This is a genomic window from Streptomyces sp. NPDC001502 (assembly GCF_042894785.1).
In the GTDB taxonomy this organism is placed as follows: Bacteria; Actinomycetota; Actinomycetes; order Streptomycetales; family Streptomycetaceae; genus Streptomyces; species Streptomyces kutzneri.
This window is the reverse complement of record NZ_JBIAVW010000004.1, coordinates 201,905-223,324: the sequence shown is the minus strand read 5'-3', so window position 1 is coordinate 223,324 and position 21,420 is coordinate 201,905. Positions and strand designations below refer to the sequence as shown.

Here is a 21,420-nt window from a genome sequence, read left to right as displayed (position 1 = left end):
GGCTGCGGATTAATGTCTCCGGTAACGGCTGAGACGTCTTCGAGGGTATTACGTATGGAGGGGTTCGGGATGACGGACAGGGCGGATACGACCGAAGCGACGGGCACGACCGACTGGCAGGCCTGGCAGGACAGCTGGGACCGGCAGCAGGAGTGGTACATGCCCGACCGCGAGGAGCGGTTCCGCGTGATGCTGGACATGGTCGAGGCACTGGTGGGACCCGCCCCCCGGGTGCTGGATCTCGCATGCGGTACGGGAAGTATTACGGACCGCCTCCTTGGGCGGTTCCCGGAAGCCACCAGTACGGGCGTCGATCTCGACCCCGCCCTGTTGACCATCGCCGAGGGCCACTTCGCCGGGGACGCGCGGGTCACGTTCGTGACCGCCGACCTCAAGGACCCCGACTGGCGCGCCGCCCTCCCGCACGACAGCTACGACGCCGTCCTGACGGCCACCGCCCTGCACTGGCTGCCGAGCGCGGAGCTGGCCGTCCTGTACGGGCAGCTCGTACCGCTCGTGGCCCCGGGCGGGGTGTTCATGAACGCCGACCACATGCCCGACCCGGCCACCCCGCGCATCGACGCCGCCGAGCACGCCCACCGGCACGCCGGCATGGACCGGGCCAAGACGGCCGGAGCGGTGGACTGGCGCGAGTGGTGGGCGCTGGCGGGCGCCGACCCGGCACTGGCCGAGCAGGTGAAGCAGCGCTTCGAGATCTACGGGGAGCACGCGGACGGCGACACCCCCTCCGAGGCCTGGCACGCCGAGACCCTGCGCGCCGCGGGCTTCGCGGAGGCCCGTACGGTCTGGCGCTCCCCCTCGGACGCGCTGGTCCTAGGTCTGAAGTAGGGACCTGGGAACGACTGAGGGGCGGTACGGGATCCCGTACCGCCCCTCGTCGGTCCGCGGGTGCGGACCACAGCGTCCTGGAGCTACAGCACCTTGGAGAGGAATGCCTTGGTCCGGTCGTGCTGGGGGTTGCCCAGGACGTCGCGGGGGTGGCCGGACTCGACGACCACGCCGCCGTCCATGAAGACGAGGTTGTCGCCGACCTCGCGGGCGAAGCCCATCTCGTGCGTGACCACGATCATGGTCATGCCCGATTCGGCGAGGTCCCGCATGACGTCCAGGACGTCACCGACCAGCTCCGGGTCGAGGGCCGAGGTGGGCTCGTCGAAGAGCATCAGCTTCGGCTCCATGGCCAGCGCACGGGCGATCGCCACGCGCTGCTGCTGCCCGCCGGAGAGCTGGGTGGGGTAGTTCCCGCCCTTGTCACCGAGACCCACCCGGTCCAGGAGCTTGACGGCGCGCTCGCGCGCCACCGCCTTCGACTCGCCCTTGACCATGACCGGGGCTTCCATCACGTTCTCGATGGCCGTCATGTGCGGGAACAGGTTGAACCGCTGGAAGACCATGCCGATGTCCCGGCGCTGCGCCGCGACCTCGCTGTCCTTCAGCTCGTAGAGCTTGTCGCCCTTCTGGCGGTAGCCCACAAGCTGCCCGTCGACGTACAGCCGACCCGCGTTGACCTGCTCCAGGTGGTTGATGCACCGCAGGAAGGTCGACTTGCCGGAGCCGGACGGGCCGACCAGGCAGAACACCTCACGCGGGGCGACCTCCAGGTCGATGCCCTTGAGGATGTGCGCCGCACCGTAGGACTTGTGGACGCCCTCGGCCTTCACCATGGCAGTCGTCATCAGGCCACCGCCTTGCGGTTCGAGAAGCTGGACAGTTTCGCCTTGATCTTCTGCAGCGGCGTCGGCGGCAGCGAGCGCAGCGCGCCACGGGCGTAGCGGCGCTCCAGGTAGTACTGGCCGACGCTGAACACGCTGGTCAGGGCGAGGTACCAGATCGACGCGACGAAGAACATCTCCATCACCGCGAACGAGGTCGAGGCGATGTCCTGGGCCGCGCGCAGCAGGTCGAAGTACTGCACGGCGACCACCAGCGAGGAGGTCTTGAGCATGTTGATGAACTCGTTGCCGGACGGCGGCACGATCACCCGCATGGCCTGCGGCAGCACGACCCGGCGCATCGTCTGCGTGCGCGTCATGCCCAGCGCGTGCGAGGCCTCCGTCTGGCCCTCGTCGACCGACTGGATGCCGGCCCGGACGATCTCCGCCATGTACGCGCCCTCGTTCAGACCCAGACCCAGCAGGGCCGCCAGGAACGGGGTCATGACCTGCGTCATCTCGTCCTTGTAGAACCCGAGGTTCAGGATCGGGAAGATCAGGGCGAGGTTGAACCAGATCAGCAGCTGCACGTACACCGGGGTGCCGCGGAACAGCCAGATGTAGAACCAGGCGATGGTGCTGGTCACCGGGTTCTTCGAGAGCCGCATGACGGCGAAGAGGATACCGAGGACCAGGCCCAGGGCCATGGAGGTGACGCTGATCCAGACCGTGTTGACGACACCGCGGAGGATCGTCGGGTCGAACAGCTTCTCCGGCACGGTCGCCCAGCGGACGTTGCCCTGCGAGAAGGCGACGACGAGCGCCACCACCAGGCCGATGACGACCACGGCGCTGATCCAGCGGCCGTAGTGGCGGACCGGAATGGCGCGGATCGCCTCGGGGGGGACGGCCCCGGCCGGCGGGGTGTCCGCCGGGCCCGGGACCTTGTCGAGCTTGTCAGTCACAGTGACTGCCCTTCAGTGTGCTGCGGTGGTACGCGGAGATCAGGAACCGGCGTTGATCTTGGCCTCGGTCACGGCGCCGGAGCCCGCGTTCCACTTGTCCAGGGCGGCCTTGTACGTGCCGTCCTTGATGACCGCGTCAAGGGCTTCCTTGAGCGCGTCGCGCAGCTGGGTGTTCTTCTTGTCCACCGCGATGCCGAAGAGACCGGCGTCGGTCGGGTTGGCGATGGCCTCGAAGTCGTTGCCGCCACCGGCGGTCTGCGCGATGTACGCGGCGACCGGGGAGTCGTTCAGGTCAGCGGCGGCGCCGCCGGCCTTCACGCGGGTCTGGGCCTCGGCGTCGGTCGGGAAGGACTCGATCTTGAGCTCGCCCTTGCCGTCCGTCTTGCACTTCTCGGCCTGGGCCTTGGCCGACTCCTCGTACGTGGTGCCGCGCTGCACGGCGACCGTCTTGCCGCACAGGTCGTCGAGGGTCTTGATGCCCTGGGGGTTGCCCTTCTTGACCAGGATGCCGGTCGAGGAGGAGAAGTAGTCGACGAAGTCGACACCGGCACCGGTCTTGGCGCCCTTGTCGTCCAGGCCCTCCTGACGGGCCTTGGTGTCGGTGAGCGAGGACATGACCAGGTCGCTGCGGCCCGTCTGCATGCTGCCGATCAGCGTGTCGAAGGTGCCCGACTCGAACTTGAACTGCACGCCGAGCTGCTTGGCCATGGCCGCCGCCACGTCGGGGTCGACGCCGACGATCTTGCCGCCCTCGGTGAACTCCATCGGCGCGTAGGTGGCGTCCGTGCCGACCTTGATGACACCAGCGTCCTGGATCTTCTTCGGGAGCTTGGAGAAGAGCGGGGCGCTGCTGTTGTTCGCCGCGCCCGACGGGGTGCTGGAGGCCTTGTCGGTCTGGTCACCACAGCCGGTGAGGATCAGGGCGCCCGCGACCGCGATCGCGCCGACCGCGGCGATCCGGGACCGTGCGGCGGTCGTACGACGGGTGGTGCTAGCGGTCATGGCTTGGTTCCTCCGGCGCTGGTGGAAAAGCAACGAAAAACGGTCGAACACGCACCATCGAGTGTCGCGACCTTGTGTGATTACGGCATCTTGCCATTCGGACTGAGACATTCAGGGTGCCCGTCAGGTCAAAATCGCATAACGGGCGCCCGGGGTAGCCCAACAGGACTGCGGGGAAGGGGGTTCGAGGCCGCAGATACTGCTGTGACCTGCTGGTTTTACCGAAGTTTCTCCCGAGCGTCTCGCCCACTGGACGGCAAGGTTTGGACTTTTCGCCAAAAGCCGGGCAAGGGACCTACAGTTGAGCGGGAATCGACTCGTCTGGGCGAGCGTTCTTCGGGTAGAACAGATCCTTACACCCCTCATCCGGGGCTCAGGGCGCGCGTGCGGCGCGCCCGCGCGTACGAACCTCCCCTTCGCGGAGACGGGCCAACCGTTGACGCGGAGTACGGACGCGGTGCCCGCCCACCCCTTAACCAGGAGTGGCCACCCTCAACGATTCAAAGGACTTAAGGGGTCACACGAAGTGGCAGCGGAAATCTTCAACCCTCGCAGTGACAGCGTCACGGACAACAACCCGGACGCGGTGTTCGCGCTGCACCGGGGCGGCAAGATGGCCATCCAGGCCACAGTGCCGGTCACCAACAAGGATGACCTTTCCCTCGCGTACACGCCGGGCGTGGCGAAGGTGTGCAGCGCCATCGCCGAGCAGCCGGAGCTGGTGAACGAGTACACCTGGAAGTCCAACGTGGTCGCCGTCGTCACCGACGGTACGGCCGTGCTCGGACTCGGTGACATCGGTCCCGAGGCCTCCCTCCCGGTGATGGAGGGCAAGGCGATCCTCTTCAAGCAGTTCGGTGGGGTGGACGCGGTCCCGATCGCGCTCGCCACCAAGGACACGGACGAGATCATCGAGACGGTCATCCGTCTCGCCCCGTCCTTCGGCGGGGTGAACCTGGAGGACATCTCCGCGCCCCGCTGCTTCGAGATCGAGCGCCGCCTCCAGGAGGCGCTGGACATCCCGATCTTCCACGACGACCAGCACGGCACCGCCATCGTGACGCTCGCCGCGCTGCGCAACGCCGCGAAGCTGACGGGTCGCACCCTCGGCGACCTGCGCGCCGTGATCTCGGGTGCGGGCGCGGCCGGTATCGCCATCGCCAAGATCCTGGTGGACGCGGGCATCGGCGACGTCTGCGTCACCGACCGCAAGGGCGTCGTGTCCGCGGACCGCTCCGACCTGACGGACGTCAAGGCGGAGATCGCGGGCCTGACCAACAAGACCGGCCAGACGGGCTCCCTGGAGACCGCGCTGAACGGCGCGGACGTCTTCATCGGCGTCTCCGGCGGTACGGTCCCGGAGGAGGCGGTGGCCTCGATGGCGAAGGACGCGTTCGTCTTCGCCATGGCCAACCCGAACCCGGAGGTCCACCCGGACGTCGCGCACAAGTACGCGGCGGTCGTGGCCACGGGCCGTTCGGACTTCCCGAACCAGATCAACAACGTGCTGGCGTTCCCGGGCATCTTCGCGGGCGCCCTCAAGGTGCGCGCCACCCGGATCACCGAGGGCATGAAGATCGCCGCCGCCGACGCCATCGCCGGTGTCGTGGGTGACGAGCTCGCCGCCGACTACGTGATCCCGTCGCCGTTCGACGAGCGCGTGGCCGAGGCCGTCGCCAACGCCGTGGCCGCCGCGGCCAAGGCCGACGGAGTGGCCCGTCTGGTCTGAGACCGGACCTGAGCAGTACGAGAAAAGGCCCGACCGGATCCCCTCCGGCCGGGCCTTTCCGTTCATCTGCCGCAGCGGACGAGGGCCGCCGGGAAGATCGCGGCCACGAAGAGCCCGACCGCGTACGCGGCCCGGCCCCAACGGGGGTCCGATTCGCTCAAGTACGGCACAGGTTCTCCTTGTTGCGCCCTGCATCGAGATCGCGCCGGCGGATCGTTCTCGTCCCCCGCCGGGGCCGGGGTGGCCGGGGTGGCCGGGGCGGGCTGAGACGAAGGCCTCAGGCGGGCGGTCCCCGAGGGACTGGAACCCGCCCCTACCGAGCGGTAGCGTCGCCGCATGTTCGCTGCCTACGCCGCCCGAATCGACCGTGACCAGCCGCTGAACGGCCTTGAGCTGGGCGACCGCCCGGCCCCCGAGGCCCGGCCGGGCTGGGTGACCGTGAACGTCAAGGCCGCCTCCCTCAACCACCACGACCTGTGGTCGCTGCGCGGGGTCGGCCTCGGCGAGGAAAGACTCCCGATGATCCTCGGCTGCGACGCCGCCGGGATCGACCAGGACGGCAACGAGGTCGTCCTGCACTCCGTGATCGGCCAGAGCGGCCACGGGGTCGGCCCGGACGAGCCGCGCTCGATCCTGACCGAGCGCTACCAGGGGACCTTCGCCGAGCAGGTGACCGTCCCCGCCTGGAACGTGCTGCGCAAGCCCGCCGAGCTGACCTTCGAGGAGGCCGCCTGCCTCCCGACGGCCTGGCTGACGGCGTACCGGATGCTGTTCACGAACGCCGGGGTCCGCCCCGGGGACTCCGTCCTGGTGCAGGGCGCCGGCGGCGGTGTCGCGACCGCCGCGATCGCCCTCGGCAAGGCGGCCGGCCTGCGGGTGTTCGCCACGAGCCGGGACGAGTCCAAGCGCAAGCGGGCCGTGGAACTGGGCGCGGTGGAGGCGTTCGAGCCGGGTGCGCGCCTGCCGCAGCGGGTGGACGCGGTGATCGAGACGGTGGGCGCCGCCACCTGGTCGCACTCCGTGAAGTCCCTGCGTCCGGGCGGCACCCTGGTCATCTCCGGCGCCACGAGCGGCGACCGCCCCGCGCACGCCGAGCTGACCCGGATCTTCTTCCTGGAGCTGAAGGTGGTCGGCTCGACCATGGGCTCGAAGGACGAGCTGGAGGACCTGCTCGCCTTCTGCGCGAACACGGGGCTGCGGCCGGTCATCGACGAGGTGCTGCCGCTGGACCGGGCGCGCGAGGGATTCGAGAAGCTCGCGTCGGGCGACCTCTTCGGCAAGATCGTCCTCACCCCCTGACCCCCGACCCCTGACCCCTGACCACCTTGGATGTCAACGGGGGTTGACGGACCTCTCGCGTCAACCTACATTGACATCCATGACCGAAGCCACTGATCTCGCCGAACGGGCCGGTGACCGTGACCCGCGCGTGGGCCTGCGTGCCGTGGCCGCCCTCCGGAGGCTGCTGGAGCAGCTGGAGGCCGTACAGGTACGCAGCGCCCGCGCGCAGGGGTGGTCCTGGCAGGAGATCGCGGCCGAGCTGGGCGTCAGCCGGCAGGCCGTGCACAAGAAATACGGGAGGCTCTGATGTTCGAGCGCTTCACCCGCGACGCCCGGTCGACCGTGACCGGGGCGGTGACCGAGGCCCGGCAGGCCGGGGCCCCCACCGTCACCGAAGAACACCTGCTGCTCTCCCTGCTGGCCCTGGGCACCCTGGACCCGCTCGGCGTGGACCGCGCGGCGGTGGCCGCCGACCTCACGGCGGCCCGCCGCCGGGGCGGCATGTCCAGGGCGGACGAGGAGGCGCTGGCCGGACTCGGCATCGACCTCACCGAGATCGTCTCCCGCATCGAGGAGACCCACGGCGAGGGCGCCCTCGCCACCCCGGCGCCCCGCAGGCGGACCCTGGGCGCCTCGATCCGCTCCGCCTTCGGGCGCGAGGCCGCGGACGACCGCACCGGCGGCTACCGGGTCCCCTTCACCGAGGGGGCGAAGAAGGTGCTGGAGCAGTCCCTGCGCATCGCACTGGGCCGCAAGGACAACCACATCGGCACCCTGCACCTGCTGCTTGCCCTGCTCTCCCGCCCCGGCACCGTCTCCGAGGTCCTCTCGGACCACGGCATCACCTACAGCACGGCCGAAACAGGCCTGGCGGCCTGACCGGCCCCCTGCATTCGAAGCGCGGGGTCCGGGGCAGCGCCCCGGCAGCGGCGCCGCGGGGGGGCTAGGGGGTGTCTTGTCGATCAGGCCGGATCAGGGAGCGGTGGCCGGTGCCGTGCATCGCAAGGCGGACGAGGGAGGCGACGCGGAGCGTCGCCGACCGAGGACAACGCGGCGAGGCGCGGTGCCGGCCGCCGCGAGCCCGGCATGATCGGCAAGACACCCCTACGGCCTGGCGCCGAACGTGGTTCCCAGCCGGCCGGAGGCGGCCTCCAGGTGGCGGCGCGCCTCGGCCACCTGGGCCGCGGTCACCCCGCGGTCCCGCGCCGCATCGCGGACCTCGTCGCGGAAACGGTCCAGCAGCCGGTCCAGGTCACGCGCCGGGTCGCCGGTGGGCGCCAGGTCGGCGGCCCAGTCCGCGGCTGCCGCCGCGCCCGCCGCGCCCGCCCCATCCGCTCCGTCCGCCGCACGGGGCTCCGCGCCCGCCGGGGCCGTGGTCTGCGTACCGCCCCCGAGCCAGGCTCCGGCCAGACTGCCCAGGACGCCGCCGGACTTGGCGAACTGCTCCTGAAGCTGGCCCGCGATGCGCTGGACCTCCTCACGGGCCCGCTCCTGGGCCTCCTTGGCCTGGCGGCGGGCCTGCTGCGCCTCCTCGCGGGCGCGGCGGCTCTCGTCCTTCGCCCGGCGCGCCTGTTCCTTCCACTCCTGCCGCGCCTTGCGCAGGTCCTCCTTGGCGGCCTTCCAGGACTCGTCCTCGACCTGGGTCGCCGACGCCGAGGCCGCGGCCCTCATCTCGCGGCGCAGGTCACCCGCCGCGCCCCGGACGTCGTCGCGGATCTCGGCGGCGAGCTCGGTGACCGAGTCGCGGATCTCCAGCTCCAGGTCGGCCAGTTCGCCGCCGCGGTCGGCGAGTTCGGCCCGGCCTGCATCGGTGATCGAATACACCTTGCGCCCGCCCTCGGTGGCGTGCGTGACCAGGCCCTCGGCCTCCAGCTTCGCCAGTCGCGGGTACACGGTGCCCGCGGAGGGCGCGTACAGGCCCTGGAAGCGCTCCTCCAGCAGGCGGATCACCTCGTACCCGTGGCGCGGGGCCTCGTCCAGCAGCTTGAGGAGGTACAGGCGGAGTCGGCCGTGGGCGAAGACGGGCGGCATGTCAGAGCACCTTCTTGTCGAGCTTGAGGGGGGCGGCGGGGCGGTCCGCGTCGGCCTGCGGGCGGCGCAGCAGGGCGATCGAGCCGGAGACCGTGGTCGCCCGCAGGGTGCCGGCACCGGAGCCGAGGGTTCCGGTGATCCGCTTGGCGCCCATCTGACCGGAGACCCGCAGGTCCTCGAAGGCGTTGGAGACGCGGCCGGTGGCGGTGTTGGCCTCGACCCTGGCGTCGGCGGGGTGCGGGAGGCGGATCGCGACCTGCCCGGAGACGGAGTTGAGGAAGATGTCCACCGGCTCGGGGTGGGCGGGGTCCGCGGCGAGGTCGATGAGCATGTCGCCGCTGACCGAGTCGGCCCGCACGTTGCCGCCCGAGCCGTCGACCACCGTCAGGCCGCCGGAGACGGAGTGGAAGCCGAACTCGCCGGAGACGGACTGGGCCTCGACGCTGCCGGAGACGGTGTGCGCCTTGACCCGGCCGGACAGCCCGACCAGCGTGGCGTCACCGGAGACCCCGTTGACATCGGTGCCGCCGGAGATGCCGGAGACGAAGACGGCGGCGCCGACGGCGGCCACGTGGACCTGGGTGGCGGCGGGCACGGTGAGGGTGATCGCGACGCTGCGCTCCCAGGCCTTGCGGCCGGAGGCGGAACCGGCCCAGGCCTTCCACGGCTTGGTCTCGAACCACTGCTTGAGGCCCTGGGAGCCGTTCCAGGGCAGGTCCTCATAGGAGACGGTGAGCGTGCCGCCGTCCTGTACGACGTACAGCGGCGGTCCGTCCACCTCGGTCACCTCCAGGCGGGCCGGGCCCTCCTCGGCGGCGACCACGTTCACCGTGCCGCTCACGAGGCGGACGCGGAGCTCGGTCACCGGCTCCTCGAAGGTGAGCTTCTGCGGTTCGTCGAAGTGCCACGTCGACGTCGACGACGACTCGGGCGACTGCTCTGCCATGGTGCTGATCCTCCTCGTGCGTTCACGGACCGGGCTCGACGCACGCAACATATCGCGTCTTCTGCTAACACGATATATCGCGGTTGAGGGAAGTCAAGCGGCCTCCCGAAACCCCCACGGTTCGGGATGTTTTGCACTATTGTGTGCGCATGTCAATAACCAGGGCCGCGACCGGCGGAATGCTGCTCTGCCGCGCCGAACCACTTGCCGTCCGGCCCCCGGCACACCTGTTGCGCGTACGTCTGCTGCTCGCCCCGGCGGGCGCGTGGAGCGTGCTCGTCCCCGAGGACAAGCCGTGGCGGGACGGCCCGCAGTCCGTGACGGAGGTCCTCTCCGGCTGGGGCGCGGCGATCGCGATCGGCACCGACCGGCCGGTGCTGAGCCTGTGGTGGGAGGACGGCCGGACCGGATTCGCCCTGGCCGGCGGGTTCCGGCGGACCGTCACCTACGCGTGGGACCCGGCGGGGCGCCCGGCCGGCGAGCCCGACGCCATGCGGGCCCTGTCGGCGCGGCTCGGCCTGGATCCCGTACTCGACCTGGAGGAACTGGAGCGCCTCACCCGCGCCGACGCCGACCCCGCCGTGGACGGGGAGGCCCGGCTGCTCGCGCTGGTCGCCCTGCTCACGCGTGCCGGCCTGGCCCTGCCGCCCGGGCTCGCCCCGGGCGAGTCGGCCGACCGGCTGCGGGGTGCGGCCCGGGTGGCTCCCGGCGTGGAGACGCTGGAGTGGTCCGGCTGGCGCGACGCGGTACGGGCCGAGCTCGACGCGGTGGAGCGGGGCCCGCTCGGCCCGTGGGTCCGCGGCCCGCGGGCCCGGCTGCTGGGCGCTGCCCACGTGGCGGCCGGCGCGCCCCTGCTGGCCTGGGCGGCCCACCGCCGCAGCCCGGGCTGGGCGGCGGCGGGTGCGGTCCTGCTGGCGCACGGGACCGCGTCCCTGGCATACGACCGGGCGCGGCGCAAGACACGCCCCAGGGGGCAACACACCCCCCTGGGCACGGCGCCGGGCCCGGACACCGGGTGGGCGGTCAGCGGGCCGTGGGCGGCAGTTCCTTGATCCGGTCGACGACCGTCCGGGTCATGATGGCGGTGGTGTACACGACCGTGCCGGGCTTGATCAGGCCCTGTTCGCCGGACTCGCCCTGCACCTGGACGCTGCGCTCGCCGAGGAAGGCGAGGGACTGGCGGTCGAAGATCCACTCCTCTCGCCGGCCGGAGTTCTCGTCGAGGCGGGCGACCGCGATGCCGCTGCGGCCCGCGGCGTCGACCGCCTCGTCGACCGTCACCACGCCGGGGATCTTCGCCGCCGCCCTGTAGAGCGCGACCGTGAGCTCGGCCGGCGGGTGGCTGCCGCGCAGCAGGTCGCCAATCGTGGTGAAGGCCTCCTGGTCGGGGCCGGTGCCCATGCCCACGGTCTCCTGGTAGATCCGCCGGAGCAGCGCGTCGGGGTCGGTGGGCAACGTGGCGAGGTAGTTGTGGGTGGGTGCGTTCAGGTACGGCGTCGGGGTGTTGCCCTTCTCGTCGGGGCCCGCCAGGGTCACGCCCTCCGGTCCGGTGTTGCCGGGCTCGATCAGCCAGCCCTTGCTGCCGTCCGGGGAGTTCCACTGGTGGCGCATGTGCAGTTGCTCGCTGACCAGGGTGCTTTTGTCGCCCTCGGTCTTCACATAGGTGTTGGCCGTCTTGCTGCCGATGTAGATGAACTGGTCCGCGCGCACGGCCGGGCCGGAGGCCGAGGCGGAGGCCAGCGAGATCCGGTCCAGGAGCTGCGGTGCCCCCTTGGGGTCGGCGGTGCCGATCCGGGTGGTCAGCGCCGGGCCCGTGGCGACGGTGGAACCGGGTCCGTCGGCGGCGCCCCGGTCCACGTAGGAGAGGAAGCCGACGGCGAGCACTCCGGCCAGCGCGAAGGCCGCGGCGGGCACGAAGACCGCCCGGCGCAGGAACGGGTTGCGTGCCCCGGTCCCGCGGGCGGGGGCGGTGCCCGGGGTGGCGACGTCGGCGGCTCGGAGGTCTTCGTGGATCTGGGCCATCAGGCGCTCCTTGTGGAACTGGTGGCGGCCCGCGGGCAGTTCCCGTTCGGCGAACGGCAGAAGGAGCGGGTGCTCCTCCCCGCCGGCCGGGCGGGGCCGGGAGAGGTCGGGGTTCATCGGGTTCCTTCCTGTGCGGACCGGACCGTGTTCGTGCGGTCGCCATGTGTCTGTCGGGGCCGAGCCGCGAGTTCCCGCTTTTTCTTCTTCAGTTCTGCCTCAGCGAGTTTGCGTAGCTTCGTACGGGCGCGGGACAGCCTGGAACGCACGGTTCCGACCGGGATGCCGAGGACTCGGGCGGCTTCCGCGTACTCCAGGCCCTCCCCCAGGCACAGCAGGAGGACCTCGCGTTCGGGTCCGCGCAGCGCACTCAACTGCCCGAGCGTGGCCGCGATCCGCCGCCGGTCGTCCAGCCGGCCGGCCACCTCCTCGGCGTGATCGGGGACGGATGCGGCACCGGCCGCCGCCGTGGCGGCGGCAGCGGCGGCCCGATAGCGCCGGTTGCTGCGGCAGTGGTTGCGGGCGAGGTTGGTCGCGATGCCCAGCAGCCAGGGCCGCAGCGAGCCGCCCTCGGGGTCGATCGTGCCGCGCAGCCGCCATGCCTCCAGGAAGGCGGCCGACATGACGTCCTCCGCGGCGGCCCAGTCGCCGGTCATCCGGAAGGCGTGGTTGTAGAGGGTGCGGGCGTAGCTGTCGAACAGCTCCGCATAGGCGTCCGGATCCCCGGACCGCACCCGGGTTCGCATCTCTGTCGTCACTCCTGTCGGCTGTCCGGCGCCGGGGGCGGGGTTCCCGTGACCTGCGTCACGTCCACCGCGGAGCGGTCGGCCGCCGGAGGGGCGTCGCCCGGTCCGGAAGCCACAGCCTGGGAGAGATCCCGGGGTGCGGTGCTACGCCACCTCCAGCAGCGGGCTCGCGTGGTGGTGGAGCCAGGCCCGGTACGGGGGCGTCCGCAGGGCGGCCTCGCGATAGGCGGCGCGCAGGTCCTCGTAGACCTCCGCGTGAGCGCCCGGTCTGGTGGCCAGCAGCAGGCGCACGGCGAGGGGGTCCCCGCAGAGCGGCCGGATCGCCATGTCCTCGCGCGGCCCGGAGGTCGGCTGGCACGGGGCGACCGCCTCGCCGGAAATGATCAGCGAGGTCGCCGTGTGGTAGTCGGCGTGCAGCACCGGCGGATCGAGTCCGGCCCCGGCGAAGACCCGGCGCAGGCCGTCCCACTCGCCGTCGACCGAGGGGTCGACCATCCAGCGGTCGGCGGCCAGGTCCCGTAAGGAGACCACTGCCTGCCCGGCGGCCGGATGGTCCCGGGACATCGACACGAACTGCGGTTCCCGTTCCATCAGTACGTGCATCTGCAGTCCGGGCGGCACCCGCAGCGGGCTGCCCTCCACCTCGTGCACGAACGCCACGTCCAGCTGTCCCGCGGCGACCATCCTGAGCAGCGCGTTGGCGGAGACGTCGACGACGAGCGAGGTCTCGGTGTCCGGAAGCCGCCGGTGGATGCGCCGCAGCCAGCCCGGCAGCGCGCTGCTGGCGGTGGAGCCGATGCGCAGCCGCGAGGCATGGGCCAGTTCGCGGGCCTCCGCCACCAGCGCGGCCATCTCGGCGAGCAGCGGGCGGGCGCGGCCCAGCACGGTCCGGCCGAAGGGGGTGGGCCGGCAGCCGGTCCGCTCGCGCAGGAACAGCTCGCCGTCGAGGGCCCGTTCGATGCGGCGCAGCTGGGTCGTCAGGGAGGGCTGGCTCACGCCGAGTTGCCGGGCGGCCTTGTGCAGGCTTCCGGCGTCGGCGATGGCGCACAGCGCGCGCAGGTGCCTGACCTCAAGCTCCATGTCCCGAGGGTAGGCCGGTCACCGCTGACCGCACCAGCCACCGATAGCCCCCCGAATCCCGCCATTCTCACGCTAGTTGGGCTGCCGAAATCTCCCCGATAGGCCCGCGTTATCGGGGAGTGACATCATCCGCCGGGCACTTCCCCTCCCGCAGACTCCGGTTCGAAAGACCACCCCCCACCGCACCGGACGAGTAGGAGCTCCCCCACATGCGCCACTCCCGTAAGGCCATGCTGGCCACGACCGTCGGCCTCGGCCTCGCCGCCACCCTTGGTGTCGTCCCCACCGCCACCGCCGCGCCCGCCCCCGCCGGAAACGCCGTGAGCTACGCCGCGTACGAGCGCTCGCCGGAGAACGCGGCCGCCAACGCCGCCTTCTTCGAGGCCGTGCAGCGCGCGGTCGCCGAGCAGCGGGCCGCGAACCCGGGCGCCCTGGCCGTGACCGTCACGTACAACACCCGCAGTGCCCCGAGCTTCCGCAGCCAGATAGCCCGCTCCACGCAGATCTGGAACGGCTCGGTGTCCAACGTCAAGCTGCAGGAGGTGTCCTCGGGCGGGAACTTCTCGTACCGCGAGGGCAACGACTCACGCGGCTCGTACGCGAGCACGGACGGGCACGGCCGGGGTTACATCTTCCTGGACTACCGGCAGAACCAGCAGTACAACTCCACCCGGGTGACGGCGCACGAGACCGGCCACGTGCTGGGTCTGCCGGACCACTACTCGGGCCCGTGCAGCGAGCTGATGTCGGGTGGCGGCCCGGGCACCTCGTGCACGAACGCCAACCCGAACTCCGCCGAGCGGGCACGGGTCAACCAGCTCTGGGCCAACGGCTTCGCCTCCGGTCTGGGTGCGAAGGATCTCGCCGCCAAGGGCTGAGTCACCGCTCCTCGGGATCCGCGTGATCGGGGCAGTCGGGGTTCCGGCAGGGACCCCGGCCCCACACCGGGATGAAGATCCCGAGGGACTTGCGCCGCCTGACCACCGTGTCGACGCGGCGCCCGCACGCCGGGCACGTCTGCTGTTCGTGCCCGGCCTGCGGGGCCACCGTCTCGTGCGCGTGGTGCTGCTGTTCACCGGCCATACCTCCACGGTAGGCCGGTTCCGCGCGTTCGGCGGGTCAGCTCCGGCGGACGGCGTACGTGCTGATGATCTGGCCGCCGCCGAAGGTCTCGACGCCGGTCAGCTCCAGGAGGCGCGGCTCGAAGCCGGCGCGGGACATCGGCAGACCGGTGCCCGCGAAGACCGGGTAGGTCTTGACGATGATCTCGTCGATCTCGTCGATCAGCTGGGTGGCGAGGTCCGCCCCGCCGCACAGCCAGATGCCGAGACCGTCCCGGGCCTTGAGCTCACGGACCTGGGCCGCCAGGTCGCCGCTGATCAGCCGGACCTGCGGGTCCGGCGGGGTGGCGAGGGAGCGCGAGACGACGTACTGCTCGGGCAGGTGGCCGTAGGGGCTGGTCATGCCCGCCTTGAGGCCCGGCTCGTAGGTGTTGCGCCCCATGATCACCGCGTCGAAGCGCTTGGGCGCGGCGTCGGCGATCCCGAGGTGGGCGCGCCCCTGGGCCGAGACGGTCTCGGGGTATTCGGCCGCGAGGTGCCCGACGAACTCGGCGTCGAGCTGGCTGTAGAAGAAATCGCCGTCGCCGTTCGGGTCACCGATGAACCCGTCGACGGACGTGGCGATGAAGTACGTCAGCTTGCGCAAGCGATTCTCTTTCACTGGGGAGTGCCACCGCATCGGGGCACGCCGCATAAAGTACTTCACCTGTAGTGGTTACGCAAGGACCCTCTTCCCCGGGCCGGACCCGCGGCGCTCAGCCGCGCGGCTTGCGCCACATCGGCCACATCAGCGGCCCGTCGGGAAGCTGTACCGCCTCCCCCGTGAACTCCCAGCCGAGCCGCTCGTACAGCCCCTTGCTGCGCTCGCTGCTCGCCTCCAGGTACGCCGGCACGCCCTCGCGGTCGCAGCGCTCCAGCACCGGCCGGATCAGCTCGCTCCCCAGCCCCTGCCCCTGCCGGCCCGGGGCGACCGCGATCATCAGCAGGTACTCGTGCTCCTCCGCCGTCGGGTGCACCGCGCCCGTGAGGCGCCCGACCAGCTCGCACCGCTCGTTGTCCGGGTCCGCCACGGCCCGCATCCTCGCCGGGACCTCGTCCTCACCCTCGGGAACGCCCGCCGGGATCCGCAGCCACAGCGCGGCCGCCGAGCCGTCCACGGCGTAGTCGATCCGGCCCTCCTCCAGCGCCACGTCCACGAAGACGCCCAGGAACTTCCCGTGCACCGCGGCCCGGTGTTCCGGGTCCGGGAAGACCCAGCTGCTCACCGGGTCGGTACGGAAGGCCTCGTCGAGCAGCCGCGCCACGGCGTCCCGGTCCGACTGATCCGCCTGACGTATCTCCAGCACCACTGGTCACACCCTTCACTCACGCGTCAACAACCGTGAGTGATCCTAGAGTTGACACAGACATGAGGTAAGGCCCGTTCCGGCACCGCGCGGTACCGGAACGGGCCTGGCGCCCCCTCCCCCTCCCCCTCCCCCCGGGCTCGCCGGATCCGCTCGCGCCCCCGCGCGCTCATCTCGTACGGCGCGTCACGAACTCCGCGAGTGCCAGCAGCCCGCCCGCCGCCCCGAGGTCCGGAACGGCCCGGGACAGCTGCTGGACCGCCCGCCCCATCCGGTCCGCGGCCTGGGCCTGCGCCCAGTCGCGCCCGCCGGCCCGGTCCACCGCGTCGGCCGCCCGGCGTACGTCGTCCCCGGCCATGGGGCCCGCGTAGAGCGCGGCCAGCTCCGCACCCGCCGCGGTGTCCGAGGTGAGGGCGGCCACGACCGGCAGGGACTTCTTGCGGGCGATCAGGTCGGCCCCGGCGGGCTTGCCGGTGTGCCCCGGATCCCCCCAGATGCCGATCAGGTCGTCGATCAGCTGGAAGGCCAGCCCGGCCTCCCTCCCGAAGGCGTCCATGGCGTCGACCTCGTCCGGCCCGGCCCCCGCGTACAGGGCCCCCAGCGCGCACGCGCAGCCCAGCAGCGCCCCGGTCTTGGCCGTGGCCATGTCCAGGCACTCGTCGAGCGTCACCTGCGGACGCCGCTCGAAAGCGCAGTCCGCCTGCTGGCCCGCGCACAGCTCGATGACACAGGCCGCGAGCCGGGCCGAGGCCGCCGCGGCGGCCGGATGCGGGTCCTCCGCGAGCAGCCGCAGCGCGAGCGCCATCATCGCGTCACCCGTGATGATGGCGTCCGGTGTCCCGAAGACGGTCCAGGCCGTGGGCCGGCCCCGCCGCCGGACGTCCTTGTCGATGATGTCGTCGTGCAGCAGCGTGAAGTTGTGCGCCAGCTCCACGGCCGCCGCCGCCCGTACGGCCTCTTCGACCGGGCCGGCCCCGGGACCGCGCAGGGCCTGGGCGGCGGCCAGCACCAGGGCCGGCCGGATCGCCTTCCCGGCCCCGCCCGAGGCGGGGCTGCCGTCCTCGTGCTCCCAGCCGAAGTGGTACATCGCCACGCGCCGCATCGAACCCGGCAGGCTCTCGACCGTGCGGCGCAGCTGCGGGTCGACCGCTTCTCTCGTCCGTTCCAGCAGGGCCGCGGCGTCCTGGCCCTCACCGGTCGCGATGGCGTTCACCGCGGTCAGCGCCAGCGGCCGATCTCGACGTTCTCCAGCACGCCGAGCGCGTCCGGCACCAGCACCGCGGCGGAGAAGTAGGCGGTGACCAGGTAGGAGATGATCGCCTGCTCGCTGATCCCCATGAAGCGGACCGACAGGCTCGGCTCGATCTCGTCCGGGATGCCCGGCTGGTGGAGCCCGATCACGCCCTGCTCGTCCTCGCCGGTGCGCATGCACAGGATGGACGTGGTGCGGGCGTCGCTGATCGGGATCTTGTTGCTCGGGAAGATCGGCACCCCGCGCCAGGCCGGCACCCGGTTGCCGCCGACGTCCACCGACTCCGGGTAGATGCCGCGCTTGTTGCACTCGCGGCCGAAGGCGGCGATCGCCTTGGGGTGCGCCAGGAACAGCTTGGAGCCGCGCCGCATGCTGAGCAGCTGGTCCATGTCGTCGGGGCTGGGCGCGCCGTCGTGCGGCTGGATGCGCTGGTCGTAGTCGGCGTTGTGGAGCAGGCCGAAGTCGCGGTTGTTGAGCATCTCGTGCTCCTGGCGCTCGCGCAGCGCCTCGACCGTGAGCCGCAACTGCTGCTCGGTCTGGTTCATGGGGTGGTTGTAGAGGTCGGCGACGCGGCTGTGCACCCGCAGGACCGTTTGTGCAATGGAGAGTTCGTACTCGCGCGGCCGGGCCTCGTAGTCCACGAAGGTGCCGGGGAGGACGGCCTCGCCCTGGTGGCCGGCGGAGAGCTCGATCGCGGCCTCGCCGTACTTGTTGGTCTCCCGGCCGGGCCGGGTCCGTACGTCCTCCACGTGCTCGCGCAGCGACTCGACCCGGTCGGCGAGGAGCTGGAAGTCCTGCCGGGACAGGGCGAGCACGGTGCCGGAGGTGGCGGCACGGGCGGTGTACTCCCAAATCGATTCTTCATCGACGAGGGACTCGTCGCCGAAGTACGCGCCGTCGGCGACGGTCCCGAGGACGGCGTCCTCCCCGTAGGGGCCGGGGCCGATCTGGTCGATGCGGCCGTGGGCGAGCAGGAAGACCCGGTCGGCGGGACTGCCGAAGGAGGTCAGCTCCTGGCCGGCCTCGAAGTCGATCTGCCGGCACCGCTGGGCGAGTTCACCGAGGACGTCGAGGTCCTCGTAGTCGCGCAGCAGCGGGAGCTCGCCGAGCTCGGCCGGAATCACCTGGACCTGGGTGCCGGTCTTGATGAACTCCACGACGCCGTTGCCGACCGAGTAGCTCAGCCTGCGGTTGACGCGGTACGTGCCGCCCTGCACCGGCACCCACGGCAGCATCTTCAGGAGCCACCGCGAGGTGATCTCCTGCATCTGCGGCGCGGACTTGGTCGTGGTTGCCAAGTTCCGTGCGGCCGTCGTCCCAAGACTGCGCTGCGGTGTCTGGGCCTCGGACTCGGAACCTGCCTGGACCGACATGTCTTTCCCTTTCGATCACTCCATGGATCTGCGGATGCAGCCTGTCAGTACGGAACATGGTCGGACCATTACACAAAAGGGTGGGACTACTCCGTCCGGGCGCGGGGCACCCTTTGGGGTCACCCATCTCCCCCATGAGCCTCTTCCGCCCCACGCACCCCATCGATTTCGGCCAAGCGCGAGCCTCGCGAAGGTCTAACTTGCATCAGGGATGCAAGTTTCCCTACGGTGGCCCCATGCGGCTGACCCGATTCACCGACCTGGCCCTGCGCGTCCTGATGCGCCTGGCCGTCGAGGAGACAGACCTCCCGACCACCCGTGACGTGGCGGCGACCATGGAGGTCCCCTACACGCACACCGCCAAGGTGGTCGCCAGGCTGCAGCATCTCGGCCTCGTCGAGGCCCGGCGCGGCCGTGGCGGCGGGCTCACCCTGACCGCCGCCGGGCGCGCCGCACAGGTCGGCACGGTGGTGCGCGAACTGGAGGGCGAGGGGGACGTCGTGGACTGCGAGGGCGCCACCCCCTGCCCGCTGCGCGGGGCCTGCGTCCTGCGCGGCGCGCTGCGCCGGGCCCAGGAGGCCTTTTACGCCGCGCTGGACCCGCTCACGGTGAACGACCTGGTGGCGTCGCCCACCGGACCGCTCCTGCTGGGGATTTCGAGCAGGGCGCCGACCGGATCCGGGAGCCCCTGACCCGTCCGGGCCGGATGGCCGATTAACGCCGCCCGCCGGACCGACCCGGCGGAAGTCCGAACAGAAGTCCGCACCACGGCGGCCCTTCTGCGATCAAAAATATGCATCTTAGATGCAAATTCACACAGTCACGTCCATCACGCCAGGAGTTCCGCATGCTGTCCGAGAAGTCGAGCGCGACCGTACGAGCCACCCTGCCCGCCGTCGGAGCGGCGATCGGCGACATAGCCGAGCTCTTCTACACCAAGCTCTTCGCGGCCCGCCCGGCACTGATCCGCGACCTCTTCAACCGGGGCAACCAGAAGACCGGCCTCCAGCAGCAGGCCCTCGCGGGCTCCGTCGCCGCCTTCGCCACCCACCTCCTCGCCCACCCGGACACCCGGCCCGACGTGATGCTCGGCCGCATCGCCCACAAGCACGCCAGCCTCGGCGTCACCCGCGAGCAGTACACGGTCGTCCACCGGCATCTCTTCGAGGCGATCACCGAGGTCCTCGGCGAGGCCGTCACCCCCGAGGTCGCCCAGGCCTGGGACGAGGTGTACTGGCTGATGGCGAACGCCCTGATCGCCCTGGAGGAGCGCCTCTACGCCGAGCAGCGGGTCGTCGCCGGTGACGTGTGGCGCGAGTGGACCGTCACCGCCAGGGTGGCGGAGACGGCGGACTGCGCCACCTTCCGGATCGCCCCCGCCGACGGCACCCCGGCGCCCGCCCACCGGCCCGGCCAGTACGTCTCGGTCCAGGTCGAACTCCCGGACGGCGCCCGCCAGATCCGCCAGTACAGCCTCATCACCTCCCCGGGCTCCGCGGTCCGCGCGATCACCGTCAAGCGGGTCCACGGCCCGGCCGCCGCGAGCCCCGACGGCGAGGTCTCCAACCACCTGCACGCCCGGGTCCGCACCGGCGACAGCCTGCGCGTCTCGGCTCCGTACGGCGACCTGGTCCTCGCGGACTCGGCCGGCCCGGTGCTGCTCGCCTCGGCCGGCATCGGCTGCACCCCGATGCTCTCGATGCTGGAGCACCTGGCCGACACCGGGCACACCGCCCCGGTGACCGTGCTGCACGCCGACCGCTCCCCCGCCGACCACCCGCTGCGGGGCGACCACCGGGCGCTGACGCACAAGCTCCCCGACGCCTCGGCCCGGTTCTGGTACGAGGAGTCGGCGGAGCCGGGCGACGGCGAGGGCCGCATGGACCTCTCGGCCGTCCCCCTCGCCCCGGGCACCAGGGCCTACCTGTGCGGACCGCTCCCCTTCATGCGGGCCGTACGCGAGCAGCTGATCGCCAAGGGGCTGCCGGCCGCCGACATCCACTACGAGGTCTTCGGCCCGGACCTGTGGCTCGCACCGGCCTGATCCCTGGCCGGATCGACTCGCTCACCGTACGAATGCACTAGCCGCGGAAGGGTCGCCTCCACTAAACCGGAGGGTGACGAGACGGGCACAGAGGGTGCCCGCCGCGCACCGCAACGAAGGAGGCGGCCATGGCCGCACCCATGTCCGCGGACCGTTTCATCAACGCACTGCGCAACGAGGGCCTGACCGTCGTCGAAGTCGGCGCCTGGCGCACCCACAACCGCAATCACAAGGGCCCCTGGGGGCCCGTGCACGGGGTGATGATCCACCACACCGTCACCCGCGGCACCCCGTCCACGGTGGAGCTCTGCCGGGAGGGCCACAGCGCCCTGCCCGGCCCGCTCTGCCACGGAGTGATCGCCAAGGACGGCCGCGTCCACCTCGTGGGCTACGGCCGCGCCAACCACGCGGGCGCCGGCGACTCCGACGTCCTGGCCGCGGTGATCGCCGAGAAGCGGCTGCCGCCGGACAACGAGACGGACACCGACGGCAACCGCCACTTCTACGGCTTCGAGTGCGAGAACCTCGGCGACGGCGAGGACCCCTGGCCGGCGGTCCAGCTCGACGCCATCGCCCGCGCCGCGGCAGCCGTCTGCCGGATCCACCGCTGGACGGCCCGCTCGGTGATCGGCCACCGCGAATGGCAGCCCGGCAAGGTCGACCCCAGGGGCTTCACGATGGACTCCATGCGCAACCGCATCGCCGAGCGCCTGAAGTAGCTCGTCTCACCGCGCGCGGCCCGTACCCGGGAGGACCTCGGGAGGCGGGCCCCGCGCCCTGCGCGGTCCGGCCGCGCCCGGCAGCGGAAATCCCGTGGCCCGAAGCCGCCGCCCCTGGTTGAGTCTCCCGTGGGGGGAGACATGAAGGTGGGG

General features: G+C 71.5%; 23 protein-coding genes. 10 read left to right on the top strand and 13 right to left on the bottom strand.

The window, feature by feature from the left end; all coding sequences use genetic code 11:
- Positions 1-69 precede the first annotated feature (69 nt).
- The gene (locus ACFY0D_RS08290; RefSeq protein ID WP_390797575.1) at positions 70-849 is read left to right on the top strand and encodes a class I SAM-dependent methyltransferase; all 780 of its coding nucleotides are present in this window, start codon (positions 70-72) and stop codon (positions 847-849) included.
- 83 nt (positions 850-932) lie between these two features.
- On the opposite strand, the gene ACFY0D_RS08285 is transcribed toward ACFY0D_RS08290, so the two are convergent.
- Genes ACFY0D_RS08285 through ACFY0D_RS08275 form a run of 3 tightly spaced genes read right to left on the bottom strand, consistent with a single transcriptional unit; the run spans position 933 to position 3,640 of the window.
- The gene (locus tag ACFY0D_RS08285; RefSeq protein ID WP_030009417.1) at positions 933-1,697 is read right to left on the bottom strand and encodes an amino acid ABC transporter ATP-binding protein; all 765 of its coding nucleotides are present in this window, start codon (positions 1,695-1,697) and stop codon (positions 933-935) included.
- Positions 1,697-2,638: an amino acid ABC transporter permease gene (locus tag ACFY0D_RS08280; protein WP_390797574.1), complete on the bottom strand. Its 942-nt coding sequence runs from the start codon at positions 2,636-2,638 to the stop codon at positions 1,697-1,699. The genes ACFY0D_RS08285 and ACFY0D_RS08280 overlap by 1 nt, the downstream gene beginning before the upstream one ends.
- A 39-nt stretch (positions 2,639-2,677) precedes the next feature.
- The gene (locus ACFY0D_RS08275) at positions 2,678-3,640 is read right to left on the bottom strand and encodes an ABC transporter substrate-binding protein (RefSeq protein ID WP_390797573.1); all 963 of its coding nucleotides are present in this window, start codon (positions 3,638-3,640) and stop codon (positions 2,678-2,680) included.
- 526 nt (positions 3,641-4,166) lie between these two features.
- Between ACFY0D_RS08275 and ACFY0D_RS08270 the strand changes: the two genes are divergently transcribed.
- The 4 genes from ACFY0D_RS08270 to ACFY0D_RS08255 all read left to right on the top strand — a co-directional run bounded on the left by ACFY0D_RS08270 (position 4,167) and on the right by ACFY0D_RS08255 (position 7,529).
- Entirely contained in the window at positions 4,167-5,369 is a 1,203-nt protein-coding gene (locus ACFY0D_RS08270) for an NADP-dependent malic enzyme (RefSeq protein ID WP_373041019.1), read from the top strand.
- Between the two features lie 336 nt (positions 5,370-5,705).
- Positions 5,706-6,668 carry a zinc-binding dehydrogenase gene (locus tag ACFY0D_RS08265; RefSeq protein ID WP_390797572.1) on the top strand — a complete coding sequence of 321 codons (963 nt, stop codon included), beginning with the start codon at positions 5,706-5,708 and terminating at the stop codon, positions 6,666-6,668.
- A gap of 79 nt (positions 6,669-6,747) precedes the next feature.
- Positions 6,748-6,957 carry a helix-turn-helix domain-containing protein gene (locus ACFY0D_RS08260; protein ID WP_030013034.1) on the top strand — a complete coding sequence of 70 codons (210 nt, stop codon included), beginning with the start codon at positions 6,748-6,750 and terminating at the stop codon, positions 6,955-6,957.
- Positions 6,957-7,529 (top strand): Clp protease N-terminal domain-containing protein, encoded by a 573-nt coding sequence (locus tag ACFY0D_RS08255; protein ID WP_390797571.1) that lies wholly within the window; start codon positions 6,957-6,959, stop codon positions 7,527-7,529. The genes ACFY0D_RS08260 and ACFY0D_RS08255 overlap by 1 nt, the downstream gene beginning before the upstream one ends.
- Before the next feature lie 225 nt (positions 7,530-7,754).
- Here the strand turns inward: ACFY0D_RS08255 and ACFY0D_RS08250 are convergent, their stop codons facing one another.
- The gene (locus ACFY0D_RS08250) at positions 7,755-8,681 is read right to left on the bottom strand and encodes a helix-turn-helix transcriptional regulator (RefSeq protein ID WP_390797570.1); all 927 of its coding nucleotides are present in this window, start codon (positions 8,679-8,681) and stop codon (positions 7,755-7,757) included.
- 1 nt (position 8,682) lies between these two features.
- Positions 8,683-9,627 (bottom strand): DUF4097 domain-containing protein, encoded by a 945-nt coding sequence (locus ACFY0D_RS08245; protein ID WP_390797569.1) that lies wholly within the window; start codon positions 9,625-9,627, stop codon positions 8,683-8,685.
- 149 nt (positions 9,628-9,776) lie between these two features.
- On the opposite strand from ACFY0D_RS08245, the gene ACFY0D_RS08240 reads away from it, so the two are divergent.
- The gene (locus ACFY0D_RS08240; protein ID WP_390797568.1) at positions 9,777-10,679 is read left to right on the top strand and encodes a hypothetical protein; all 903 of its coding nucleotides are present in this window, start codon (positions 9,777-9,779) and stop codon (positions 10,677-10,679) included.
- Here the strand turns inward: ACFY0D_RS08240 and ACFY0D_RS08235 are convergent.
- The 3 genes from ACFY0D_RS08235 to ACFY0D_RS08225 form a co-directional block, all read right to left on the bottom strand.
- Positions 10,651-11,766, bottom strand: coding sequence for a CU044_5270 family protein (locus ACFY0D_RS08235; RefSeq protein WP_390797567.1), 1,116 nt, complete (start codon positions 11,764-11,766; stop codon positions 10,651-10,653). The genes ACFY0D_RS08240 and ACFY0D_RS08235 overlap by 29 nt on opposite strands.
- Positions 11,763-12,392, bottom strand: a complete 630-nt coding sequence (locus ACFY0D_RS08230; RefSeq protein ID WP_390797566.1) for an RNA polymerase sigma factor — start codon at positions 12,390-12,392, stop codon at positions 11,763-11,765. The genes ACFY0D_RS08235 and ACFY0D_RS08230 overlap by 4 nt, the downstream gene beginning before the upstream one ends.
- A 144-nt stretch (positions 12,393-12,536) precedes the next feature.
- Positions 12,537-13,472 (bottom strand): LysR family transcriptional regulator, encoded by a 936-nt coding sequence (locus ACFY0D_RS08225; protein ID WP_189972299.1) that lies wholly within the window; start codon positions 13,470-13,472, stop codon positions 12,537-12,539.
- Positions 13,473-13,681: 209 nt separating this feature from the next.
- Here ACFY0D_RS08225 and snpA point away from each other — a divergent pair, with 209 nt between their 5' ends.
- Positions 13,682-14,350: a snapalysin gene (snpA, locus tag ACFY0D_RS08220; protein ID WP_390797565.1), complete on the top strand. Its 669-nt coding sequence runs from the start codon at positions 13,682-13,684 to the stop codon at positions 14,348-14,350.
- A gap of 1 nt (position 14,351) precedes the next feature.
- Here the strand turns inward: snpA and ACFY0D_RS08215 are convergent, their stop codons facing one another.
- From ACFY0D_RS08215 to ACFY0D_RS08195, 5 genes are all read right to left on the bottom strand, one after another.
- Positions 14,352-14,555 carry a hypothetical protein gene (locus ACFY0D_RS08215; protein ID WP_327383332.1) on the bottom strand — a complete coding sequence of 68 codons (204 nt, stop codon included), beginning with the start codon at positions 14,553-14,555 and terminating at the stop codon, positions 14,352-14,354.
- Between the two features lie 36 nt (positions 14,556-14,591).
- Positions 14,592-15,179: a dihydrofolate reductase family protein gene (locus tag ACFY0D_RS08210; RefSeq protein WP_390797564.1), complete on the bottom strand. Its 588-nt coding sequence runs from the start codon at positions 15,177-15,179 to the stop codon at positions 14,592-14,594.
- Positions 15,180-15,288: 109 nt separating this feature from the next.
- On the bottom strand, positions 15,289-15,882 hold the full coding sequence (locus tag ACFY0D_RS08205) for a GNAT family N-acetyltransferase (RefSeq protein ID WP_390797563.1): 594 nt from the start codon (positions 15,880-15,882) through the stop codon (positions 15,289-15,291).
- Positions 15,883-16,048: 166 nt separating this feature from the next.
- Positions 16,049-17,107, bottom strand: a complete 1,059-nt coding sequence (locus ACFY0D_RS08200; RefSeq protein ID WP_390797759.1) for a family 2 encapsulin nanocompartment cargo protein polyprenyl transferase — start codon at positions 17,105-17,107, stop codon at positions 16,049-16,051.
- Positions 17,098-18,504 carry a family 2B encapsulin nanocompartment shell protein gene (locus ACFY0D_RS08195; RefSeq protein ID WP_390797562.1) on the bottom strand — a complete coding sequence of 469 codons (1,407 nt, stop codon included), beginning with the start codon at positions 18,502-18,504 and terminating at the stop codon, positions 17,098-17,100. Before ACFY0D_RS08195 ends, ACFY0D_RS08200 begins: the two co-directional genes overlap by 10 nt.
- 236 nt (positions 18,505-18,740) lie before the next feature.
- On the opposite strand from ACFY0D_RS08195, the gene ACFY0D_RS08190 reads away from it, so the two are divergent.
- The 3 genes from ACFY0D_RS08190 (at position 18,741) to ACFY0D_RS08180 (ending at position 21,267) form a co-directional block, all read left to right on the top strand.
- Positions 18,741-19,196 carry an RrF2 family transcriptional regulator gene (locus tag ACFY0D_RS08190; protein ID WP_390797561.1) on the top strand — a complete coding sequence of 152 codons (456 nt, stop codon included), beginning with the start codon at positions 18,741-18,743 and terminating at the stop codon, positions 19,194-19,196.
- Positions 19,197-19,351: 155 nt separating this feature from the next.
- Positions 19,352-20,548 carry a globin domain-containing protein gene (locus tag ACFY0D_RS08185; protein WP_390797560.1) on the top strand — a complete coding sequence of 399 codons (1,197 nt, stop codon included), beginning with the start codon at positions 19,352-19,354 and terminating at the stop codon, positions 20,546-20,548.
- A 128-nt stretch (positions 20,549-20,676) separates the two neighbouring features.
- Positions 20,677-21,267: an N-acetylmuramoyl-L-alanine amidase gene (locus ACFY0D_RS08180; protein ID WP_390797559.1), complete on the top strand. Its 591-nt coding sequence runs from the start codon at positions 20,677-20,679 to the stop codon at positions 21,265-21,267.
- Positions 21,268-21,420 lie beyond the last annotated feature (153 nt).

Coding starts and splice junctions, on each gene's coding strand:
- ACFY0D_RS08290 (WP_390797575.1), top strand. CDS start 70: ATGACGGACAGGGCGGATACGACCGAAGCGACGGGCACGACCGACTGG.
- ACFY0D_RS08285 (WP_030009417.1), bottom strand. CDS start 1,697: ATGACGACTGCCATGGTGAAGGCCGAGGGCGTCCACAAGTCCTACGGT.
- ACFY0D_RS08275 (WP_390797573.1), bottom strand. CDS start 3,640: ATGACCGCTAGCACCACCCGTCGTACGACCGCCGCACGGTCCCGGATC.
- ACFY0D_RS08265 (WP_390797572.1), top strand. CDS start 5,706: ATGTTCGCTGCCTACGCCGCCCGAATCGACCGTGACCAGCCGCTGAAC.
- ACFY0D_RS08260 (WP_030013034.1), top strand. CDS start 6,748: ATGACCGAAGCCACTGATCTCGCCGAACGGGCCGGTGACCGTGACCCG.
- ACFY0D_RS08255 (WP_390797571.1), top strand. CDS start 6,957: ATGTTCGAGCGCTTCACCCGCGACGCCCGGTCGACCGTGACCGGGGCG.
- ACFY0D_RS08250 (WP_390797570.1), bottom strand. CDS start 8,681: ATGCCGCCCGTCTTCGCCCACGGCCGACTCCGCCTGTACCTCCTCAAG.
- ACFY0D_RS08245 (WP_390797569.1), bottom strand. CDS start 9,627: ATGGCAGAGCAGTCGCCCGAGTCGTCGTCGACGTCGACGTGGCACTTC.
- ACFY0D_RS08240 (WP_390797568.1), top strand. CDS start 9,777: ATGTCAATAACCAGGGCCGCGACCGGCGGAATGCTGCTCTGCCGCGCC.
- ACFY0D_RS08235 (WP_390797567.1), bottom strand. CDS start 11,766: ATGAACCCCGACCTCTCCCGGCCCCGCCCGGCCGGCGGGGAGGAGCAC.
- ACFY0D_RS08230 (WP_390797566.1), bottom strand. CDS start 12,392: ATGCGAACCCGGGTGCGGTCCGGGGATCCGGACGCCTATGCGGAGCTG.
- ACFY0D_RS08225 (WP_189972299.1), bottom strand. CDS start 13,472: ATGGAGCTTGAGGTCAGGCACCTGCGCGCGCTGTGCGCCATCGCCGAC.
- snpA (WP_390797565.1), top strand. CDS start 13,682: ATGCGCCACTCCCGTAAGGCCATGCTGGCCACGACCGTCGGCCTCGGC.
- ACFY0D_RS08215 (WP_327383332.1), bottom strand. CDS start 14,555: ATGGCCGGTGAACAGCAGCACCACGCGCACGAGACGGTGGCCCCGCAG.
- ACFY0D_RS08195 (WP_390797562.1), bottom strand. CDS start 18,504: ATGTCGGTCCAGGCAGGTTCCGAGTCCGAGGCCCAGACACCGCAGCGC.
- ACFY0D_RS08190 (WP_390797561.1), top strand. CDS start 18,741: ATGCGGCTGACCCGATTCACCGACCTGGCCCTGCGCGTCCTGATGCGC.
- ACFY0D_RS08185 (WP_390797560.1), top strand. CDS start 19,352: ATGCTGTCCGAGAAGTCGAGCGCGACCGTACGAGCCACCCTGCCCGCC.
- ACFY0D_RS08180 (WP_390797559.1), top strand. CDS start 20,677: ATGGCCGCACCCATGTCCGCGGACCGTTTCATCAACGCACTGCGCAAC.